We start from the raw sequence: 17,873 nt of genomic DNA, 5'->3' as shown, positions 1-17,873 counted from the left end.
TGCGGTCACCGAATGTTCACCGCCAGCCGGATTGGCTTCCGGCCGGCATTCCCCTATATGAAGGACCATGCGCACGCTCGCCCTCGTCACGATGGTTCTCAGCTGGCTGGTCTACAGCGCCATGTCCGCTTGGGCGGGCTGTCCGACCTGCGCGTCGATGAACGCGCCTAGTGCCGCCGAGGCGGGCGGCATGCACCATCAAATGGCCGGCATGGCAATGCCCGATGCGAGCGGCAAGGCCGCTCCCATGAAGGATCCCTGCGCCACCGGCAACGCGGCGCATATGCCGCTTTGTGCCGCCTGCCTGCTGCTGCCGCCGGCGATGTTGGTCGCAGACAATGCAAAGCCTGTTTTCGCCTATCCTGCGCCGGCGCTTGCCCGTGCCCTGGATGATAACCGCCCGGCCCCGCAGGCGCCCCCTCCCCGATTGTCCTGACATCGCATCCCTCCATACGGAATGGGCGGCCTCGGCTGCCTGGAAAACCTATTGTCAGACAGAGGAAGGAACTCTCATGTCTTTGAAAATCATCACGCTTACCGCCATGCTCGCCATCGTCGCCGCCCCGTCTTTTGCCGAAGACATGTCCATGGACATGAGCAAGCCGATGGGCAGCCACGATGCATCCAGCCAGGCCTTCAGCAAGGCGAACGACAAGATGCACAAGGATATGATGATCGAATATAGCGGCAATGCCGACGCGGATTTCGTCCGCGGCATGATCCCGCACCATCAGGGCGCGATCGACATGGCGAAAGTCGAGCTTCAATACGGCAAGGATCCCGATATCCGCAAACTCGCCGAAGGGGTGATCAAGGCGCAGGAGGCCGAGATCGCCGAGATGAACGCCTGGCTGAAGGCCCACGGCAAGTAACAAGCCGTCCTTGATTGCCGATAAAGTCGTCCACTCCTCTTTCGTCATGCTCGGGCTTGTCCCGAGCATCTGCAACGAGTGCAGCAGATCCTCGGCACAAGGCCGAGGACGACGCCGAGTAAAGAGCGAGGTTTGCAAGAAATGTGAACGCCGGAATATCCGGCGTTCCGCAAGTTCACGGCGCTTTCAATCCTTCGGCTCGAAATCGACCGGCCGGCGGCCGGCTGCCTGTCGCGACAGCATCCAGCCCGGATATTCGGGGGCAAGGGCGCTCACCTCGTCGAGCCTCGACATATCGTCACCGTCGAGCTTCAACTTCACGGCCGCAAGGTTCTGGTCGAGCTGGTCGACATGCTTGGCGCCGATGATAACCGTGGTGACGAAAGGCTTGGCGAGGATATAGGCAAGCGCCACGGTGGCAACGCTGACGCCGTGCTTTTCGGCAACCTCGCGCATGACGGCGACGCAGGCCCAGGCCTTGTCCTTGTCGACCGGCGGAAAGTCGAAACTGGCGCGGCGGCCCTCGCCGTTACCGGGCGCGCCGGGACCGTATTTGCCCGACAAGAGACCGCCGGCGAGTGGCGACCAGACCATCAGCCCGAGCTTTTCCTCCTGCATCATCGGCACGATGTCGCGTTCGAGATCGCGGCCGGCGATGGAGTAATAGGCCTGCACCGTCTCGAAGCGGGCAAAGCTGCGGCGTTCGGAGAGGCCGAGCGCCTTGGAAATGCGCCAAGCCTGCCAGTTGGAGACGCCGATATAGCGCACGAGGCCGCGGAAAACCAAATCGTCAAGAGCTCGCAGCGTCTCCTCGATCGGCGTCACCGTATCGGTCGCGTGGATCTGATAGAGGTCGATATGATCGGTCTGCAGGCGCTTCAGGCTCGCCTCGACGGAATCCATGATATGGCCGCGCGAGGCGCCGCGGTCGTTCGGCTTGTCCCCCATGACGCCATAGACCTTGGTGGCGATGACGACGTCCTTGCGGGGGACGTCGAGGTTCTTCAGCGCCTGGCCGAGCAGCCTTTCGGACTCGCCGGCGGAGTAGACGTCGGCCGTATCGATGAAGTTGACGCCTGAGGCGAGCGAGCGCTCGACGATCCGGTCGGCGGCATTCTGGTCGACATCGGCGATGGCGCCCCACATGGTGCCCTGTTTGGCTTCGCCGAAGGTCATCGTGCCCAGGCAGATTTCCGAGACGAAAAGTCCCGTATTTCCGAGTTGATTGTAACGCATGGTCGAAAAAATCCTTTGTGTCTGCCGCAAGAGGGGCTTGCGAACTGAAGAACTTCATTTCTTGATTATTGGCCTGCGTGTGACAGGCACAGCCGTGGCTGGCTGCAAGGTGAGGCACAATCGATGTAGTGCGGCGGCGGCGCTTTTCAACGCCTGCCTTGCCGCGGCGGAGATGAGCGGCCTTGTCTCGACACAGCCCTTGTCTCGACACAGGCGAGCGATAGATTGCCGGCGATATTTCAAGAACAGGATGATTTTCGGCCGGGTCGGTCTAAAATCTGAATCCTGTTCTCAATTATAGAGTTAGAGCATGATGGCCGAAAACCGCCCAAACTGTTCGGCATCATGCTCAAAGGTACGCATATGACGACGCGACCCCTGACCACGATCGGCTTCGATGCCGACGACACGCTCTGGCAGAACGAACAATATTACCGGCTGACAGAAGCGCATTTCACCGGGCTTCTTGCCGATTTTGCCGAAGGGCCGAAGATTTCCGAGCGGCTGCTGGAGGCCGAAAAGCGCAATCTTCGCCATTACGGCTTCGGCATCAAGGGCTTTACGCTGTCGATGATCGAAACGGCGATCGAGATCACCGAAGGCAAGGTGCCCGCCGGCGTGATCGCCAAGATCCTCGATACCGGCCGCGATCTTCTTTCCCATCCCGTCGAAACCATGCCGCATGTGCGCGACACGCTGGAAGCGCTTTCCGGCAAATATCTGCTTGTAATGATCACCAAGGGCGATCTCTTCGACCAGGAGCGCAAGCTTGCCCAGTCCGGGCTCGGCGACTTCTTCGATGCCGTCGAGATCGTCTCCGACAAGACGGCCGTCACCTATCGCCGCATCTTCGCCAAGGTCGGCGACGGGCCGGAACGGGCGATGATGGTCGGCAATTCGCTGAAATCGGACATCGTGCCGGCGATCGCCGCCGGCAGCTACGGCGTCTTCGTGCCGCACGAACTCACCTGGGTGCTGGAACATGTGGACGAACCGACGGAGGCGCCGCGTTTCCGCAAGATCGGCCATCTCGGCGAATTGCGCGACCTGATCGACCGGCTGGCATAGCCGGACGCTCCCCCTATTGCTGTTTGGCAGGCGCCTTCGGAAAGAGCGACGGGCGCTCCGGCTCGGCCGGCGGCTGCGGCTGCTTCGGGGCAGCGGTCAAAGGCTCGATCAGGATGCTGAAGGGAGCGCCGAGGCCGCGGCGGGGCGAGACCTTGGAATAATAAGGACGCAGCAGCCAGGTGGTGTTTTCCTTGACCGTCGTCTCGAAGCTCAAGCCGTCCTCGTCGGTGCCGAAGAAGGCCTCGTCATCGGGTTTCGACAGGTCGAAGATCGCCAGGAAGGCAAATTTGCTCTTGGTGGCAAAGTCGATCTTCACATGCTGGCCGGCGCGCACCGGCAGCGTGTAGACATGGCCGTTGCCGAATTTCGTCCAGCCCTTGAGCTGCATGGTGACGGCCGGGAATTGCAGCTTCTCCAGCTTCTCGCCCGGATCGAGCTGCGGCGTCTGCGCCAGAGCGGGGACCATCAGGAGGAAAAGGGCAGCGGCTGCGATCAATGTTCTCACGGATGCATCTTCTTTCATGGTCGGACCAGCACGGCGCGCATCGCCTCGACCTCGGGCCGGCAGAAACAGCCCTCCAGATGATCATTGACGAGACCCATCGCCTGCATGAAAGCATAAACTGTGGTCGGGCCGACAAAGGTCCAGCCGCGTTTCTTCAGATCCTTGGAAATGATGACCGAGGTCGGCGTCGTCGGATTGGCGACGATATGCTCGCGGTCGACCACTCCAGGCCGCTCGTTATGACCGGGTTCGTAGCGCCAGAAATAATGGGCGAGCGAGCCGAATTCGTCCCTCAGCGCAATGGCGCGCCTGGCATTGTTGATGGTCGAGACGATCTTGCCGCGATGGCGGATGATACCGGCATCGGCAAGGCAGCGGGTGACATCCTCGTCGCCGAAAAGTGCAACCTTTTCGAAGTCGAAGCCTGAGAAGGCGGCGCGGAAATTCTCGCGCTTGCGCAGGATGGTCAGCCAGGAAAGACCGGACTGGAAACCTTCAAGGCAGATCTTCTCGAAGAGGCGGATGTCGTTGGTGACGGGGCGGCCCCATTCCTCGTCATGATAGCGAAGATAATCGGGCAGATTGGCGTGCCAGTGGCAGCGGCTCCTGCCGTCCTCGCCGATGATGATGCCTGTCTCGCTCATGTCCGCTTCATTCCCGGGTCCGTCTGTTTGCCGGTCCGCCTGGTTTTCCGGTCATGATTCCGGCTTTACCATTTGCAAACCGTCTTTCCAAACCGAACGGTAACCCTGACGAAAAGTTTATCCCACAGGTCGAGTTTTCATGAATCGATCTTTACCATTCGCTGGCGGATTGGGTGGCAGCGTCTTTCCCGGGCGTGAACATCTCCGCCCGGGCGGAACGTCTCCGCCAGCGCATTTTCGGCCATTTGTAGAGAGTCCGTCCGATGATGAAACAGCTTGTTCTTGCCGCAGCCGTCTTCGGCATTTTCTCCACGGCCGCCCTTGCAGACGACCGCTACGCCACGCGCCCGCCCGTCGTGCTCAGCCCCGATCTGACCGCGCCCTGGATCAACCAGCTCGGCGGCGGCGCGGTTCGTCCCGTCGTCTATCAGCGGCCGGTCGTCCGGCAGCCGCAGCGTGGGCTTTTCCAGCGCCGCGTGCTGCGCCAGGCGCCGCAAGTCGCACCGCAGACCGTCTCGGCGATCAATCCGGGCATACCGTCGATCCGTCATCCGATCGAGCCGCAATTCCTGCCGCAGATGGTCGATTACGACACCCAGGAAAAACCCGGCACGATCGTCATCGATACCAACAACCGCTTCCTCTATCTGGTGATGGACGGCGGCAAGGCGCGCCGTTACGGCGTCGGCGTCGGCAAGCCCGGCTTCGAATGGGCCGGCGCCCACAAGATCACCCGCAAGCAGGAATGGCCGGACTGGACGCCGCCTTCCGAAATGATCAGCCGTGAAGCCGCCAAGGGCCACTACCTGCCGGCGCGGATGGATGGCGGCGCGGAAAACCCGCTCGGCGCCCGCGCCATGTATCTCGGCTCGACGCTTTACCGCATCCACGGCACCAACGCGCCCTGGTCGATCGGCAGCGCCGTCTCCTCCGGTTGCATCCGGTTGCGCAACGAGGATGTCGTCGATCTCTATGACCGCGTCAGCGTCGGAACCCGCGTCGTCGTCATGTAACGGCACATACGATATCTTGGAAGCCGCAAGAACAGGCGGCTTCCTTTCCCGAAAATGCTTTATCCGGCCGGGCCGATCTTGAATCGGGCAGAAGTTCATGTAGCTTCAGGCGGATTTGCTTGAGGGGAATCGATCATGATCAAATTGATGCCAGGTCTGGCCGCGGCCGGACTTGTCCTGTCCTTGATGTCTACATCCGCCTTTGCCGCGCCTGCCGGCTCCGACAATACGCAGCGCCCGGCGCAAGTCGTGCGTGTGGCGCAGATGCCGAAATATGTGAAGCCGCAGTTCAAGCGCAAGAAAGTGCGGCTGGTGACGACGGAAGCGGCCGGCACCGTGATCATCGATACCAACAACAAATATCTCTACCTCGTCGAAGGCAGCAACCGGGCCACCCGCTATGGCATCGGCGTCGGCCGAGACGGCTTCGGCTGGTCGGGTATCGTCAAGATCGGCCGCAAGGCCGAATGGCCGAGCTGGACGCCGCCGGCCGAGATGCGCCGCCGCGAAGCCGCCAAGGGCCACATCATTCCCGCTTTCCAGGAAGGCGGCGAGGACAATCCGCTCGGTGCGCGGGCCATGTATCTCTACCAGGGCGGCCGCGACACCATCTTCCGCATCCACGGCACCAACCAGCCCTGGACGATCGGCCTCAACATGTCTTCCGGCTGTATCCGGATGATGAACCAGGACGTGACGCATCTTTACGATCGCGCCCCCGTCGGCACCAAGGTAATCGTCATCGGCCCCGGCAACAGGCAGGGCAAGGTGGCGTTCGAGGACAGGGGCATCGACGTGCTACGGACGATGTTCGGCGGCTGAGCAACACTTGCTAAAAAACGAAAGGCGCCTCTCGACGGCGCCTTTATTTCCCTTGGACTTTGCGGCGGAAAGCTGGCAGATGTGCCTAGGAGTCGACATATTTGCAATATTCGGGGCTATTCAATGACATATGCGCTGCGTTCCTCCGCCTCCCTGCTTGCGGGCATCGCGTTTTTCACCATCTGTTCGGCAGCCTCCGCCTCGGCGGAAGACCTGCAATTCTCCATCTACGGCGGCTATCAGACGGCACCGCACAGCGGCGTCGATCTCTCCGACGGCACGCATTTCACCGCCGGCTGGGAAGGCAAATCCTTCGGCGCCCCGCCTTACTACGGCGGCCGCGTCACCTGGTGGCTGGAGAATTTCAACAAGCCGAACTGGGGTATCTCGCTCGATTATACCCATGACAAGGTTTATGCGGACGACGATACACTCGCCAAGACCGGCTGGTCGCATTTCGAATTCACCGACGGCCTGAACCTGCTGACGGTGAACGGCCTCTATCGCTTCCAGGATCCGAGCCGCCGCTGGACGCCGTATCTCGGCGCCGGTGTCGGCGTGAACATTCCGCATGTCGAAGTGATTCGCCCCGAAGGCAAGACCTGGGCTTATGAATTCGGCGGCGTGACGCTGCAGGCCCAGGCCGGCGTCGACTTCAAGGTGACCGACCGCTGGTCGACCTTCGTCGAATACAAGGGCACCTATTCGCGCGTCGACGTTCCGATCGACAGCGGCGTGGACCTGAAGACCAACATCTTCACCAACGCCGTCAATGTCGGCGTGTCGTTCCACTGGTAATTGAATCGTTAGAGCGGTCCAGTTTTCAGGACCGCTCTATTTTGCCGTGGCGCAGTTCCTGAGGGAACGCCGCTTCGCACTTTTCCTGAAATTGTTTATTTTTCTGTGACGCAATTCCGGACGGAAAACCGCTTCGCACTTTTCCTGAAATTGCTCTATTTGGTGCCGCAGCTGACCTTGCCCTCGACGGCAAAGGGTTTTTCACCGCCTGCGATCGTCAGGGAATAGGTGCCGCTGAAATTTGCCGCCGGCTTGCCGCGTTCGCCGGCAACCACGACCAGATCCAGCGTTGCTCCGCCGGTGTCGTCTTCGCCGCCATCAAAGACCTCCAGCAGCAGATCACCATCGCGCGACCAATGGTTGGTCAGATGCTGCGATTCGAAAACACGCTTGCCGAACACGGTCGCCTGGGCCGGATCCTTGATAACAAGCGCGCCGCGGAAATGGTTGAGCTTGTGGCCGGCATCGCTTTCGAAGCCGCTCTCGAGCGTGAAGCGCGCTTCCTTGTCATCGGCAGAACAGAAGAAACGGCTGTCGGCATGGGCGGCGCCCGCCGCACCGAGCAGTCCCGCAAATACGATCATTCCCCGCCACATCGTCTAAACTCCCGAGACCGGCCCGACAGGCCTTTCACGTCAGCCTAACGGCAAATCTCTTAATTTTTCCGGCACAGCGCCGCCATAAGCCCAATCGAGCAGCTCGACCGTATGCAGGATCGGCATGCCGGTGCCGGTGGCGATCTGGGTGATGCAGCCGATATTGCCGGTGGCAATGATATCGGCCTTGGTGGCTTCGATGTTTTTGACCTTGCGTGCCTTCAGCGCCGCCGAAATCTCCGGCTGCATGATGTTATAAGTGCCGGCCGAGCCGCAGCAGAGATGGCCTTCGGCGGGATCGCGCACGGTAAAGCCCGCCGCTTTCAGCAATTGCTTCGGCGTCAGCGTGATGCGCTGGCCGTGCTGCATGGAACAGGCGGAGTGATAGGCGACCGTGATGCTCTTCGGCATGTGCGCCGGCAGGTCGAGGGTTGCGAGATATTCGGTGATGTCTTTCGCGAGCGCTGAGACCCTCGCCGCCTTGGCCGCATAGGCGGGATCGAGGCGCAGCATATGGCCGTAATCCTTGATCGTGGTGCCGCAGCCCGAGGCGGTGATGATGATCGCGTCGAGCCCCTGCCCGTCGATCTCGCGCGTCCACAGATCGACATTCGCCCGCGCACTGGCGAGCGCCTGTTCGGCGCGGCCCATGTGATGGACGAGCGACCCGCAGCAGACCTCGCCCTCCGGCAGCACGACCTCGACGCCGAGCCGCGTCAGCAGCCGGATCGCCGCCGCGTTGATGCCGGGGTCGAGCACCGGCTGAGCGCAGCCGGAAAGGATCGCCACCCGGCCGCGTCGTTCCGTCTCGGGTTTGTAGCTGCCGGGTTTTGCGAAGGCCGACGCTGCGGGCACGCGGCGCGGCGCAAGCGCCAGCATGGCGGCAAAGGGTTTCAGCGCGCTCCCTCGCATCAGGCCGGCAAAGGGTCGGCCGAGGCGGGCGAGATTGAGCGCCAGGCGGAAGCGGCCGGGATAGGGCAGCACCGCAGCAAGAATGGCACGCGTCAGCCGGTTCATCAACGGGCGCTTGTAGGTCTTTTCAATATGGGCGCGGGCGTGATCGACCAGATGCATGTAATCGACGCCGGAGGGACAGGTGGTGACGCAGGCCAGGCAGGAGAGACAACGGTCGATATGGGTGACGACCTCGGCATCGGCCGGCCGGCCGTTTTCCAGCATGTCCTTGATCAGGTAGATGCGGCCGCGCGGACTGTCGAGCTCGTTGCCGAGCGTCACATAGGTGGGACAGGTGGCGGTGCAGAAACCGCAATGGACGCACTTGCGCAGAATCTGTTCCGATTCGGCGACGTCGGGGTCGAGGAGCTGGGTGGGGGTGAAGTTGGTTTGCATTTACGCGGCCTCCCGTGCCCCCTTCGCCCCAGCGGGGGGCCGCACCCGGTTCGAGCCACTGGTCTCGACCCGTCCTTCGGACCCCCGCCGGGGCGAAGGGGAAGCAAGAGGCACCCTCGTGCAATCCATCGAGCGTGGGCAGTCGGCAACAAGCATCTTCACCACCCCATCTTCCCCGGATTGAAAATCCCGGCCGGATCGAACTTCTCCTTCACCCGCCGCGATAGCATCGCCACTGCCTCGGGCTCTGGATGAAACGCCGCAGTTGCCGCCCTCGCCTCGCCCGACGCGCGGATCAGCGTCGCATGGCCGCCACCGAGCGCCTTGATGTAGCGGCGGACCAGCTCGCCCTCGGGGCCGGCCTCCATGCGCATCCAGACAAGACCGCCCTGCCAATCATAGAAGGCGTCGACGCCGGCTTCGAGGCGGAGCGCGGCGACCAGCTGATGGCCGGTGCCGGGGGCGACCGAGACGCGCCAGACCGGCCTCGCCGTGCCGTCGGCATAGGGCAGCACCTCGCGGATTTCCCGCCAGAGCCTGCGGCTTTCCGGTTCATCCAGCCGTGTCACCGCTGCGAAGGCCGACATTACAGCCGCAAGCTTTTCGATGCGCACATCGACCGAACCGGCGAGGCCTTCGATGCGCAGAACCGTCGCCTCGCCTTCCGGCAGCTTGCCGGCAAGGAATTTCCAGGTCACCGTCAGCGGTAGATGCGCGGCACCCGAGACTTCGACCGGCAGCGCCATCGCCGCTGCCATGGCGCTGGCTGCCTCTGCGTCGTTGAGGCCTGACAGAAGCAGCGTTCGTTCAGTTTTCGGACGGGGCGGCACGCGGAAAGTGACTTCCGTCAGAAAACCGAGTGTTCCGTACGAGCCGGCGATCAGCTTGACCAGGTCGAGGCCGGTGACATTCTTCATCACCCGGCCGCCGGCCCTGATGATCTCGCCTTTGCCGTTGACGAAGCGAACACCGAGCAGGCTGTCGCGGGCAGCGCCCGCAATGATGCGACGCGGGCCAGAGACATTGGCGGCAAAGACGCCGCCAATCGTCGGCTCGCCCGACCTGGCCATAATGGGGCGATGATCCATCGGCTCGAAGGCAAGCATCTGGCCATTTTCGGTCAGCGCCGCCTCGACCTCGGCAAGCGGCGTACCCGAACGGGCTGTCATGACCATTTCGCCGGGATTGTAGGCGACGATGCCGGAAAGCCTGGTTGATCGCAGCCGGTCTTCTGATGCAACGGCATTGCCGAAACCCGAGCGCGTATCGCCGCCGCAGATCGCGAGTGGCCGGTTCATCTCCGCATGGGCGCGGACGATCGCCGCCGCCTGTTCCTCGCTTGTCGGCATCAGATCGATCATGCCGCGGGGCGCCCTTCGAGCGGGAAGACCTTCGACGGATTGAGAAGCCAGTCGGGATCGAAGGCGGCGCGCGCCGCCATCTGCTGGGCAAGGTCGGCCTCGGAATATTGATGCCGCATCAGGTCGCGCTTCTCGATGCCGACGCCATGTTCGCCGGTGAGGCAGCCGCCGGCGTCGACGCAGAGTTTGAGGATATCGTTGCCGGCCGCCTCGGCGCGGGCGGCATCCTCAGGATCGTTGGCGTTGAACAGGATCAGCGGGTGCATGTTGCCGTCGCCGGCATGGAAGACATTGGCGACCCGCAGGCCGTAATGATCGATGATCTCCGCGGTCTTCTTCAGCACATGGGACAGCTGGCTGAGCGGCACGGTGCCGTCCATGCAGATATAGTCGGCGATGCGGCCGGTGGCGCCGAAGGCGGATTTGCGGCCCTTCCAGATCAGCGCCGCTTCGGTCGCCGACTGGCATTCGCGCACCGTCTTGACGCCGTGCCGGCGGGCGATCTCGACGATGTCCTTCAAGGTCGCGTCCATTTCCGCTTCCGAGCCTTCGACCTCGACGATCAACAGCGCGCCGACATCGAGGGGATAACCGGCATGGGCAAAGGCTTCGCAGATCTCGATCGCCGGCTTGTCCATGAATTCGATCGCGACGGGAATGATGCCGGCGGCGATGACATCGGCGACACAGGCGCCGGCTTCTTCCGAAGCTTCGAAGCCGAAGAGCACCGGGCGCGCTCCTTCCGGCTTGGCAATCAGCCGCACGGTCGCCTCGGTGACGATGCCGAGCTGGCCTTCATGGCCGCAGACGAGGCCGAGCAGGTCATAACCAGCCGCATCCAGCGCCTTGCCGCCGAGTTCGATCACCGTGCCGTCGACCAGCACCATCCTGATGCCGAGCAGATTGTTGGTGGTGACGCCATATTTCAGGCAATGGGCGCCGCCGGAATTCATGCCGATATTGCCGCCGATGGTGCAGGCGAGCTGCGAGCTCGGATCCGGTGCGTAGAAAAATCCATCCGCCGAAACGGACTCGGAGATATTGAGATTGGTGACGCCGGCCTGAACGACGGCAGCGCGATTGGGCAGATCGATTTCGAGGATGCGGTTCATCTTCGACAGGCCGAGCACGACGGCATCCTCCTGCGGAATGGCGCCGCCGGAAAGCGAGGTGCCGGCGCCGCGCGGCACGACAGGAATGCCGTAGCGGTGGCAATAACGCATGATGGCCGAGACCTCGGCCGTCGTACGCGGCAGGGCAACGGCGAGCGGCAGGCGGCGGTAGGACACGAAAGCATCGGTCTCGAAGGGAACCAGCTCACGCGGCTCGTGCACCAGGCATTCCGGCGGCAGAAGATCTGTGAGATCGGCGACGATCTGGTCGCGGCGGGCCAGGACGTCGGCGCGGGGTTTGAGAAACGGAATGGCGTCGGACATGGCGCTCTCAGGCCTCTGACATCGTGACGACGGGAAATGACGGCCGCAAACCTCCTGCCGCCGATAAATCGGCTTAGCACTTTCCCGAAAGGGGCGCAAATGCTAAGCACTTATGCCAAAAGGGGAAATAATCGAAAACCGCATGACCAATCTGGGCGATCTCGAAATCTTTGCCAAGGTCGTTTCGACGGGCAGCATGTCGCTTGCCGGGCGGGCGCTCGGCTTCTCCCCAGCCGTCGTCTCCAAGCGGATCAAGCGGCTGGAGGACCGGCTCGGCACCCGGCTGTTGCAGCGCACGACACGGCAGATCTCGCTGACGGAAGCCGGACAGGGCTTCTACGACCGCGTTCTCGGCATTCTCGCCGGGCTGGAAGAGGCAGAATTCTATATTTCCGGCCGCTCGGCGCAGATGCACGGCACGCTGAAGATCTCTGCGCCGACCTCCTTCGGGCGCATGCACATCGCGCCGCATCTGAAGGCGTTCATGCAGGCGCATCCGGAACTGGCGATCAATCTGGTGCTGACCGACGAATTCAGCGACATCGTCGGCGGCGGCTTCGATCTGGCGATCCGCATCGCCGAACTCACCGATTCGAGCCTCGTCGCCCGCCGGCTGGCGCCGGTGCGCCGGCTGCTCTGCGCCTCGCCGGATTATCTCGCAGCCCACGGCAAGCCGAGGCACATCGACGAACTGAAACATCATCGCTGCCTGCCGGCGCATAATGGCGATACCTGGCGGCTGAACGGGCCGGACGGGATGCTCAGCCTGCGGCCGGAGGGCATGCTGATCAGCAATTCCAGCGAGGTGATCCGCGAGGCGGTCATCTCAGGCCTCGGGATCGCGCTGCGCTCCACCTGGGATATCGGCGAAGAGCTGAAGGCCGGCCGGCTGGTGCAGGTGCTGCCGGCCTATGAGGGCTCGCATAATGTCGCACTGTCGGCCGTCTATCCCAGCCGGCAATTCCTGCCGGCCAAGGTGCGGCTGTTCATCGACTATCTCGCCGAGCTTTATGGGCCTGTGCCCTATTGGGAGCGCTGACGGCACATAACCAAATGACGCGATGTCGCCTCAAAAAGCCGCTCACATGTTTCGGATCATGCTCCCCCGTCGGTTCAGCGCGCCAATCTCTCGATGACGAGATCCAGCAGGGCGCGCAGCCGCGCCAGGCGCTTCATGTCGCGGTGATAGCCGACCCAGGTGTCGCGGCCGGGCGGTGCCTCCCCAAGATCGACCAGTTCAATAGCAGCAAGGGAATCGCCGAGAGGCCGCGGCAGGACGGCGAACCCCGCTCCATTGGCACAGAGCGCCGCCTGCACATCGCGGCTGTTGCTGCGCATGACGATTTCGGCCCGCGGCAAGAGGCGCTGCAGCCAACCGACATCCGGCATGTCGCCGAAAGCCTCGTCCATGGTGACGAGGCGGGCGCCCGCTCCGTCAAATGCCCTCGGGTGCGGCGCGCCGCGCTGGCTGTAAAGGCCGTATTTGATATGGATAAGCTTGCGCGATATGATCTCCGCCTCTGTAAAAGGCTGAATACGAAATACGAGGTCGGCTTCTCGTCGCGGCAGGCTGAGAAGTCGGCTGTCGGTCAATAATTCGACTACCACTTTGGGATGGAGTTGCGAGAATTCCGTCAGCACCGGCGAAAGCACATGCGCGCCGAACCAGTCGGACGAGGACAGCCTGAGAAAACCACCGAGCTGGCGGCTGCCGCCGGCAAGGATGCGCTGCATAGCAAACGTCTCCTCCTCGATGCGTTCGGTACCGGCGAGCACGGCCGCGCCTTCCTCGGTCAGCACGAAGCCCTCGGTCGTGCGCTGAAATAACGTCTGCCCAACGGACGCTTCCAGGGCACGCAACCGCCGGCCCATCGTCGGCTGGGTCAGACCGAGGCTGCGGGCTGCGGCCCCCAGCGTTCCGAACCGCGCGATCGCCAGAAAAATCTTCAGGTCACTCCATTCCATCGCTCGTATCCGTCAAACAAAAATGCATGGGCTTCAGTCTTTCTCTTTTATTTTCATTCGCGTTTCAATGAGCGATCTTTTCTCCCAGAAAAGCCCGTTGTGACCGTAGACGCCGCACAGCAAACGAAGGAGAGTTGCATGTCGAGACAATCAACGATGAAAGTGATGCTGGCGGAATCGCCGAATTCGCCATTGCGGATCGCCGATGTTGCGAAGCCGGTGCCGGGTGAAGGCCAGGTCCTGGTGCGTATCTTGGCGAGCGGTGTCAATCCGCTCGACCTGAAGATCAGGGCCGGCAATGCGGCCCATGCACGCCACCCCCTTCCGACCGTGCTTGGCATCGATATGGCCGGCAATGTCGAAGAGATCGGACCTGGCGTCGGTGGTTTCCGTCGCGGCGAAGCGGTCTACGGCATGACCGGCGGCGTCGGCGGCGTTCAGGGATCGCTTGCCGAGTTCGCAGCCGTCGACGCCGCACTGTTGGCTCCAAAGCCGCAGAACCTTTCGATGCGCGAGGCGGCAGCATTGCCGCTGATCGCCATTACTGCCTGGGAAGGGCTCGTCGACCGCGCTGCGGTGAGTGCCGATCACAAGGTGCTCGTGCTGGGCGGCGGCGGTGTCGGCCATATCGTCGCGCAGATCGCCAAGGCCGTCGGGGCGGAGGTCTATGTCGTCGATGGCGCTTCGAAAGTGGACTATCTCGCCGGTCTTCGTGCAACGCCGATCGATCGTGCCGCAGAAACGGTGGAAACCTATGTCGCTAGATATACCGGTGGCAAGGGTTTCGATCTGGTCTACGACACGGTCGGTGGCCAGGGGCTCGATACGGCGTTCCAGGCCGTCAGCCGGTTCGGCCATGTCGTGAGCTGCCTTGGCTGGGGAAATCACGCTCTGGCGCCGCTCTCCTTTAAGGCGGCGACCTATTCCGGGGTTTTCACGCTGCTGCCGCTTCTGACCGGCGAAGGACGCCCCCATCACGGCGAGATTATGCGGGAAATGACGAAACTGGTGGAAGCCGGCAAGGTGATGCCGAGGCTCGACCCGCACCGCTTCACACTTAACGATACCGACGAGGCACATCGGCTGATCGAAAACCGGCAGGCGGACGGGAAAGTCGTCGTCGAGATCGACCGATCTCAGGGTACCGAATGACTGGAACAGGATGACTGAGGCCAGGGTCGGCCTTAAATCTAATCCTTTGCCAAATCAGAGAACTGCGCGTGGCGTCGTCCGAAAACACTCACATTTTTCGGCATCATCCTCAGCGCGCCAGAGCAAGATAAGCATTGGCCACCATCGCGTCGATATCGCCGGGCACAGGCACGACGCAGGATTCGGGGCCGGCCTCGCCCCTGGCGATGCGTTCCAGGCAGCGGGCCTGCAGGGTGAAGCCGAGATCCATCGATTCGACCGTGTTGCCGAGCGGGCGCGGGCCGGCGAGATTGGCCATGTGACCGCCGCCGAGCACATGGAAAGAGCGGCCGTCCCTGAGATGGAAGGTCTCGATATGATCGGCCTCGTAGCAATCGATGCCGATGACGTCGGGATGGCGGCGGAAGGCCTCGACATCGATCTCATGCGGGAAATGGCCGCCATTCATCTGGATCGCGCCGTCCTTGACGAGCGGCAGGTCGGCTGCTGTGACGATAGCGGCAAAGCCCGTGACGGTGACGATTATATCGGCCGAGCGGATCGCCGCTTCGCGCAGCGGCGTGACGAAACCATCGAGATGAGCTTCGAGGGTGGCCACCGCATCGATATCGACCACACTGACGGTGGAAAAAGCGTTGCGGAAACAGGCGGCCGTGCCCTTGCCACAGGCGCCGTAGCCGAAGACCGTCACGCGTTTGCCATTGGTCGAGCGGTTGGTGAAGCGCAAATAGCTTTCGAACAGGCTCTGTCCCACGGCATGCCTGTTTTCGGCGAACTGCTTGATCGGGCTGTCGTTGATGACGAGGATCGGCATGGCGAGGCGCTGGCGCAGCGGCAGCAGGCGTGTTCGGCCCGAGGTGGTTTCCTCGGTGCCGCCGCGCAGATCGGCATAGGGGTTTTCCGCCGCGATGGCGAAGAGATCGCCGCCATTGTCGAGCAGCAGATCCGGCCTTTCGGCAATCACCGCTTCGAGGCTGCCATGATGGGCGGCGGCATCGGTGGTCTGCGTGGCGAAGACCGTAATGCCCTGCGAACGCAGGAACTCGACCGTCGACGGCTGGGTGCTGTTGAGATTGCCGGTGCAGACGAGACGCGCGCCGCCGGCGCGAAGCGCCATCAGCAGCGCCACCGTCTTCGGCTCCAGGTGGATGCCGGTGCCGATCGACAGGCCTTCGAAGGGCCGCGTCCGCTCGAATTCGGCCGCCGTCGCCTTGAGCAGCCGGTAGCTGCCGCCGATCCAGTCGATGCGTGTCGCGGTTTTTTCCATCATCTCATCCCTGTTGCCGATTTCTCGACATTTCTAGCGAAGCCACAGGGCGGCGAATATGGAGGTTATTCTGACGACGGAGCAGAAAATCTGCCCTTTCCGCTCGGCTTCCCGGATTGGTGCAGCCAGCCGGACAAAGCGGCAAAACCCGGACGTTTGGCATCCGGCGTGCGGCAGCAGAGGCTGTAGCCGGACGGACGCGCGATGAAGCCATAGGGCGCGACCAGCTGCCCGCGCTGAAGATCGTCCTCGATCGAGGCGCGCGGCGCAACGGCGATGCCGAGCCCGGAGCGGGCGGCAGCGAGGGCCAGCAGCAGATCCTCGAATTCCTGACGGCGGGAAAAGGCAACCGGCGGCGTGCCGCTTTCGGCAAACCATTCGTCCCAGAGCTTGGGAACGCTGCGGCTGGCGAGCATGGTCAGCCGGCCCATCGCCGCCGGCTCTTCCGACAGCATTGCGGCAAGCGCCGGTGTGGCGACCGGGCCGAACTCGTCTTCCATGAAGCGCACCGCGGTCACGCCGGCGGCCGGCCGATATTCGCCGCCCATGATCACCGCGTCCAGTTCCGGGTGCATCTGCAGCGGTTCGACCACGCTCATCGGCACGATATCGATCGCCATATCGCCGAGGTTCGCCTGCATGGCGGCAACGCGCGGCATCAGCCACCAGACCGCAAAAGCCGAGGGCACGCCGAGCCGGATGCGGCCCGGCACGACGCCTTCGAGCTCACAAGCGGCGCGCTGCAGAATGTCGAAAGCCGCACCGCAAGCCTCGGCGAAAGCGCTCGCCTCTGCGGTCGGGACCAGCCTGCGTCCGTCGCGCAGAAAGAGCTTGCGGCCGAAGTGGCCTTCCAGCGTGGCGATCTGCTGGCGCACGGCGCCGCGCACGACGTTCAGCTCTTCCGCAGCCTTCAGAATGCTGCCATGACGGCAGACCGCCTCGAAGGCGCGGACGGCATTGAGCGGCGGAAGACGCATGATGACCACGATCACAAATGATAGTGGATCACTTGATCTTGCCATTGAAGGAAAGGCAAGACCACGCCATATTGTACAGCTGTGCAATGTGACGCATTCGAGACAGGACATGACGGATTTCTGAGCCTGCCCCAGCTCGATTTCCCTTAAGGAACGGCGATCCAGTCGCGTTTCGGAGCGTCCGCGGCTTTTGGATTGTGTAAGCTTTTCGTGATACACGTATATGAGTGATTCCTAACAACCACTGCGAAGGTGACCCGACCATTGACTCTTCTCGCCCGATTGGCATCCGATGTGCAGCTGATGTTCCGGCGTCCGCCGCGACAGCAATATGGTGCGATCTGCTATCGGGTGAAGAAGAAGAGCGGTGAGGTCGAGGTGCTGTTGATGACCAGCCGCGATACCGGCCGCTGGGTCATTCCCAAGGGCTGGCCGATGACGGGCAAATGCGCCCATGAGGTCGCCGCACAGGAAGCCTTCGAGGAAGCCGGCGTCCGCGGCGCGGTCGAGACGGAAACGCTCGGCGCTTACAGCTATTCGAAAGTCCTGCGCGACGGCGTGCAGGTGGCCTGCAAGGTGCAGGTCTATGCGCTCGAAGTCACCGACATCGCGAAGAATTTCAAGGAAAAGGGCGAACGCCGCATCGAATGGGTCTCCTTCGACGAGGCGGCCGGGCGCGTGCGCGAGCCGGAGCTGCGCGGCCTTTTGCTGGCCTTCAAGCGAAAGATGACCGAGAGGCTTTCGGCCAAAGCGATAAAGCAGGGACTGGCAGGAAAGCAAATTCCGGCGGAATGAATCCTGCCATCTTGCG

The 17,873-nt window shown here is 62.6% G+C and carries 19 protein-coding genes; 9 read left to right on the top strand and 10 right to left on the bottom strand.

Annotation, left to right across the window (positions count from 1 at the left end):
* The first annotated feature begins 67 nt into the window (after positions 1–67).
* Both AF337_RS36445 and copM read left to right on the top strand, forming a co-directional pair.
* Positions 68–436: a hypothetical protein gene (locus tag AF337_RS36445; protein ID WP_049735925.1), complete on the top strand. Its 369-nt coding sequence runs from the start codon at positions 68–70 to the stop codon at positions 434–436.
* Positions 437–512: 76 nt separating this feature from the next.
* Positions 513–872 (top strand): CopM family metallochaperone, encoded by a 360-nt coding sequence (gene copM, locus AF337_RS36440; RefSeq protein WP_049735924.1) that lies wholly within the window; start codon positions 513–515, stop codon positions 870–872.
* A gap of 186 nt (positions 873–1,058) precedes the next feature.
* On the opposite strand, the gene AF337_RS36435 is transcribed toward copM, so the two are convergent.
* Positions 1,059–2,108, bottom strand: a complete 1,050-nt coding sequence (locus tag AF337_RS36435) for an aldo/keto reductase (RefSeq protein WP_049735923.1) — start codon at positions 2,106–2,108, stop codon at positions 1,059–1,061.
* 363 nt (positions 2,109–2,471) lie between these two features.
* On the opposite strand from AF337_RS36435, the gene AF337_RS36430 reads away from it, so the two are divergent.
* Positions 2,472–3,176: an HAD family hydrolase gene (locus AF337_RS36430; RefSeq protein ID WP_003588314.1), complete on the top strand. Its 705-nt coding sequence runs from the start codon at positions 2,472–2,474 to the stop codon at positions 3,174–3,176.
* A 13-nt stretch (positions 3,177–3,189) separates the two neighbouring features.
* Here AF337_RS36430 and AF337_RS36425 read toward each other — a convergent pair whose 3' ends face one another.
* A complete protein-coding gene (locus tag AF337_RS36425; protein WP_049735922.1) occupies positions 3,190–3,699 on the bottom strand; it encodes a hypothetical protein in 510 nt (169 codons plus the stop codon).
* Positions 3,696–4,325: a DNA-3-methyladenine glycosylase I gene (locus tag AF337_RS36420; protein ID WP_049735921.1), complete on the bottom strand. Its 630-nt coding sequence runs from the start codon at positions 4,323–4,325 to the stop codon at positions 3,696–3,698. The genes AF337_RS36425 and AF337_RS36420 overlap by 4 nt, the downstream gene beginning before the upstream one ends.
* A gap of 263 nt (positions 4,326–4,588) precedes the next feature.
* Here AF337_RS36420 and AF337_RS36415 point away from each other — a divergent pair, with 263 nt between their 5' ends.
* The 3 genes from AF337_RS36415 (at position 4,589) to AF337_RS36405 (ending at position 6,958) form a co-directional block, all read left to right on the top strand.
* Positions 4,589–5,338 (top strand): L,D-transpeptidase, encoded by a 750-nt coding sequence (locus tag AF337_RS36415; protein WP_049735920.1) that lies wholly within the window; start codon positions 4,589–4,591, stop codon positions 5,336–5,338.
* Between the two features lie 135 nt (positions 5,339–5,473).
* On the top strand, positions 5,474–6,160 hold the full coding sequence (locus AF337_RS36410; RefSeq protein WP_049735919.1) for a L,D-transpeptidase: 687 nt from the start codon (positions 5,474–5,476) through the stop codon (positions 6,158–6,160).
* Positions 6,161–6,283: 123 nt separating this feature from the next.
* A complete protein-coding gene (locus tag AF337_RS36405) occupies positions 6,284–6,958 on the top strand; it encodes an outer membrane protein (RefSeq protein WP_049735918.1) in 675 nt (224 codons plus the stop codon).
* Positions 6,959–7,113: 155 nt separating this feature from the next.
* Here the strand turns inward: AF337_RS36405 and AF337_RS36400 are convergent, their stop codons facing one another.
* The 4 genes from AF337_RS36400 to AF337_RS36385 form a co-directional block, all read right to left on the bottom strand.
* Positions 7,114–7,554 (bottom strand): hypothetical protein, encoded by a 441-nt coding sequence (locus tag AF337_RS36400; protein WP_049735917.1) that lies wholly within the window; start codon positions 7,552–7,554, stop codon positions 7,114–7,116.
* 39 nt (positions 7,555–7,593) lie between these two features.
* Positions 7,594–8,904 (bottom strand): glycolate oxidase subunit GlcF, encoded by a 1,311-nt coding sequence (glcF, locus tag AF337_RS36395; protein ID WP_049735916.1) that lies wholly within the window; start codon positions 8,902–8,904, stop codon positions 7,594–7,596.
* Positions 8,905–9,062: 158 nt separating this feature from the next.
* Positions 9,063–10,265: a glycolate oxidase subunit GlcE gene (gene glcE / locus AF337_RS36390; RefSeq protein WP_049735915.1), complete on the bottom strand. Its 1,203-nt coding sequence runs from the start codon at positions 10,263–10,265 to the stop codon at positions 9,063–9,065.
* On the bottom strand, positions 10,262–11,701 hold the full coding sequence (locus AF337_RS36385; protein WP_049735914.1) for an FAD-linked oxidase C-terminal domain-containing protein: 1,440 nt from the start codon (positions 11,699–11,701) through the stop codon (positions 10,262–10,264). The genes glcE and AF337_RS36385 overlap by 4 nt, the downstream gene beginning before the upstream one ends.
* Positions 11,702–11,843: 142 nt before the next feature.
* Between AF337_RS36385 and AF337_RS36380 the strand changes: the two genes are divergently transcribed.
* The gene (locus tag AF337_RS36380; protein WP_049735913.1) at positions 11,844–12,740 is read left to right on the top strand and encodes a LysR family transcriptional regulator; all 897 of its coding nucleotides are present in this window, start codon (positions 11,844–11,846) and stop codon (positions 12,738–12,740) included.
* 74 nt (positions 12,741–12,814) lie between these two features.
* Here the strand turns inward: AF337_RS36380 and AF337_RS36375 are convergent, their stop codons facing one another.
* A complete protein-coding gene (locus AF337_RS36375; protein ID WP_049735912.1) occupies positions 12,815–13,666 on the bottom strand; it encodes a LysR family transcriptional regulator in 852 nt (283 codons plus the stop codon).
* Positions 13,667–13,804: 138 nt separating this feature from the next.
* On the opposite strand from AF337_RS36375, the gene AF337_RS36370 reads away from it, so the two are divergent.
* Positions 13,805–14,818 (top strand): zinc-dependent alcohol dehydrogenase family protein, encoded by a 1,014-nt coding sequence (locus AF337_RS36370; RefSeq protein ID WP_049735911.1) that lies wholly within the window; start codon positions 13,805–13,807, stop codon positions 14,816–14,818.
* Positions 14,819–14,927: 109 nt separating this feature from the next.
* On the opposite strand, the gene AF337_RS36365 is transcribed toward AF337_RS36370, so the two are convergent.
* Together AF337_RS36365 and AF337_RS36360 are read right to left on the bottom strand one after the other, a co-directional pair.
* Positions 14,928–16,085, bottom strand: a complete 1,158-nt coding sequence (locus AF337_RS36365) for an adenosylhomocysteinase (RefSeq protein ID WP_049735910.1) — start codon at positions 16,083–16,085, stop codon at positions 14,928–14,930.
* A gap of 65 nt (positions 16,086–16,150) precedes the next feature.
* Positions 16,151–17,062, bottom strand: coding sequence for a LysR substrate-binding domain-containing protein (locus tag AF337_RS36360; protein WP_190238028.1), 912 nt, complete (start codon positions 17,060–17,062; stop codon positions 16,151–16,153).
* Between the two features lie 264 nt (positions 17,063–17,326).
* Between AF337_RS36360 and AF337_RS36355 the strand changes: the two genes are divergently transcribed.
* Complete coding sequence (locus tag AF337_RS36355) at positions 17,327–17,857, top strand: NUDIX hydrolase (protein ID WP_049735908.1); 531 nt, start codon at positions 17,327–17,329, stop codon at positions 17,855–17,857.
* Positions 17,858–17,873: the final 16 nt, after the last annotated feature.

This window comes from Rhizobium ecuadorense (assembly GCF_001187535.1).
Lineage (GTDB): Bacteria > Pseudomonadota > Alphaproteobacteria > Rhizobiales > Rhizobiaceae > Rhizobium > Rhizobium ecuadorense.
Note: the sequence above shows the minus strand (reverse complement) of the source record. Positions and strands in the feature narration are given on the sequence as shown.

Bases quoted from the DNA above. Each gene is read 5' to 3' on its own strand.
- AF337_RS36380 (WP_049735913.1), top strand. From the start codon at position 11,844: ATGACCAATCTGGGCGATCTCGAAATCTTTGCCAAGGTCGTTTCGACG.
- AF337_RS36365 (WP_049735910.1), bottom strand. From the start codon at position 16,085: ATGGAAAAAACCGCGACACGCATCGACTGGATCGGCGGCAGCTACCGG.
- AF337_RS36385 (WP_049735914.1), bottom strand. From the start codon at position 11,701: ATGTCCGACGCCATTCCGTTTCTCAAACCCCGCGCCGACGTCCTGGCC.
- AF337_RS36405 (WP_049735918.1), top strand. From the start codon at position 6,284: ATGACATATGCGCTGCGTTCCTCCGCCTCCCTGCTTGCGGGCATCGCG.
- AF337_RS36410 (WP_049735919.1), top strand. From the start codon at position 5,474: ATGATCAAATTGATGCCAGGTCTGGCCGCGGCCGGACTTGTCCTGTCC.
- AF337_RS36360 (WP_190238028.1), bottom strand. From the start codon at position 17,062: ATGCGTCTTCCGCCGCTCAATGCCGTCCGCGCCTTCGAGGCGGTCTGC.
- AF337_RS36420 (WP_049735921.1), bottom strand. From the start codon at position 4,325: ATGAGCGAGACAGGCATCATCATCGGCGAGGACGGCAGGAGCCGCTGC.
- AF337_RS36370 (WP_049735911.1), top strand. From the start codon at position 13,805: ATGTCGAGACAATCAACGATGAAAGTGATGCTGGCGGAATCGCCGAAT.
- copM (WP_049735924.1), top strand. From the start codon at position 513: ATGTCTTTGAAAATCATCACGCTTACCGCCATGCTCGCCATCGTCGCC.
- AF337_RS36435 (WP_049735923.1), bottom strand. From the start codon at position 2,108: ATGCGTTACAATCAACTCGGAAATACGGGACTTTTCGTCTCGGAAATC.
- AF337_RS36400 (WP_049735917.1), bottom strand. From the start codon at position 7,554: ATGTGGCGGGGAATGATCGTATTTGCGGGACTGCTCGGTGCGGCGGGC.
- AF337_RS36445 (WP_049735925.1), top strand. From the start codon at position 68: ATGCGCACGCTCGCCCTCGTCACGATGGTTCTCAGCTGGCTGGTCTAC.
- AF337_RS36425 (WP_049735922.1), bottom strand. From the start codon at position 3,699: ATGAAAGAAGATGCATCCGTGAGAACATTGATCGCAGCCGCTGCCCTT.
- glcF (WP_049735916.1), bottom strand. From the start codon at position 8,904: ATGCAAACCAACTTCACCCCCACCCAGCTCCTCGACCCCGACGTCGCC.
- AF337_RS36415 (WP_049735920.1), top strand. From the start codon at position 4,589: ATGATGAAACAGCTTGTTCTTGCCGCAGCCGTCTTCGGCATTTTCTCC.
- AF337_RS36430 (WP_003588314.1), top strand. From the start codon at position 2,472: ATGACGACGCGACCCCTGACCACGATCGGCTTCGATGCCGACGACACG.
- AF337_RS36375 (WP_049735912.1), bottom strand. From the start codon at position 13,666: ATGGAATGGAGTGACCTGAAGATTTTTCTGGCGATCGCGCGGTTCGGA.
- glcE (WP_049735915.1), bottom strand. From the start codon at position 10,265: ATGATCGATCTGATGCCGACAAGCGAGGAACAGGCGGCGGCGATCGTC.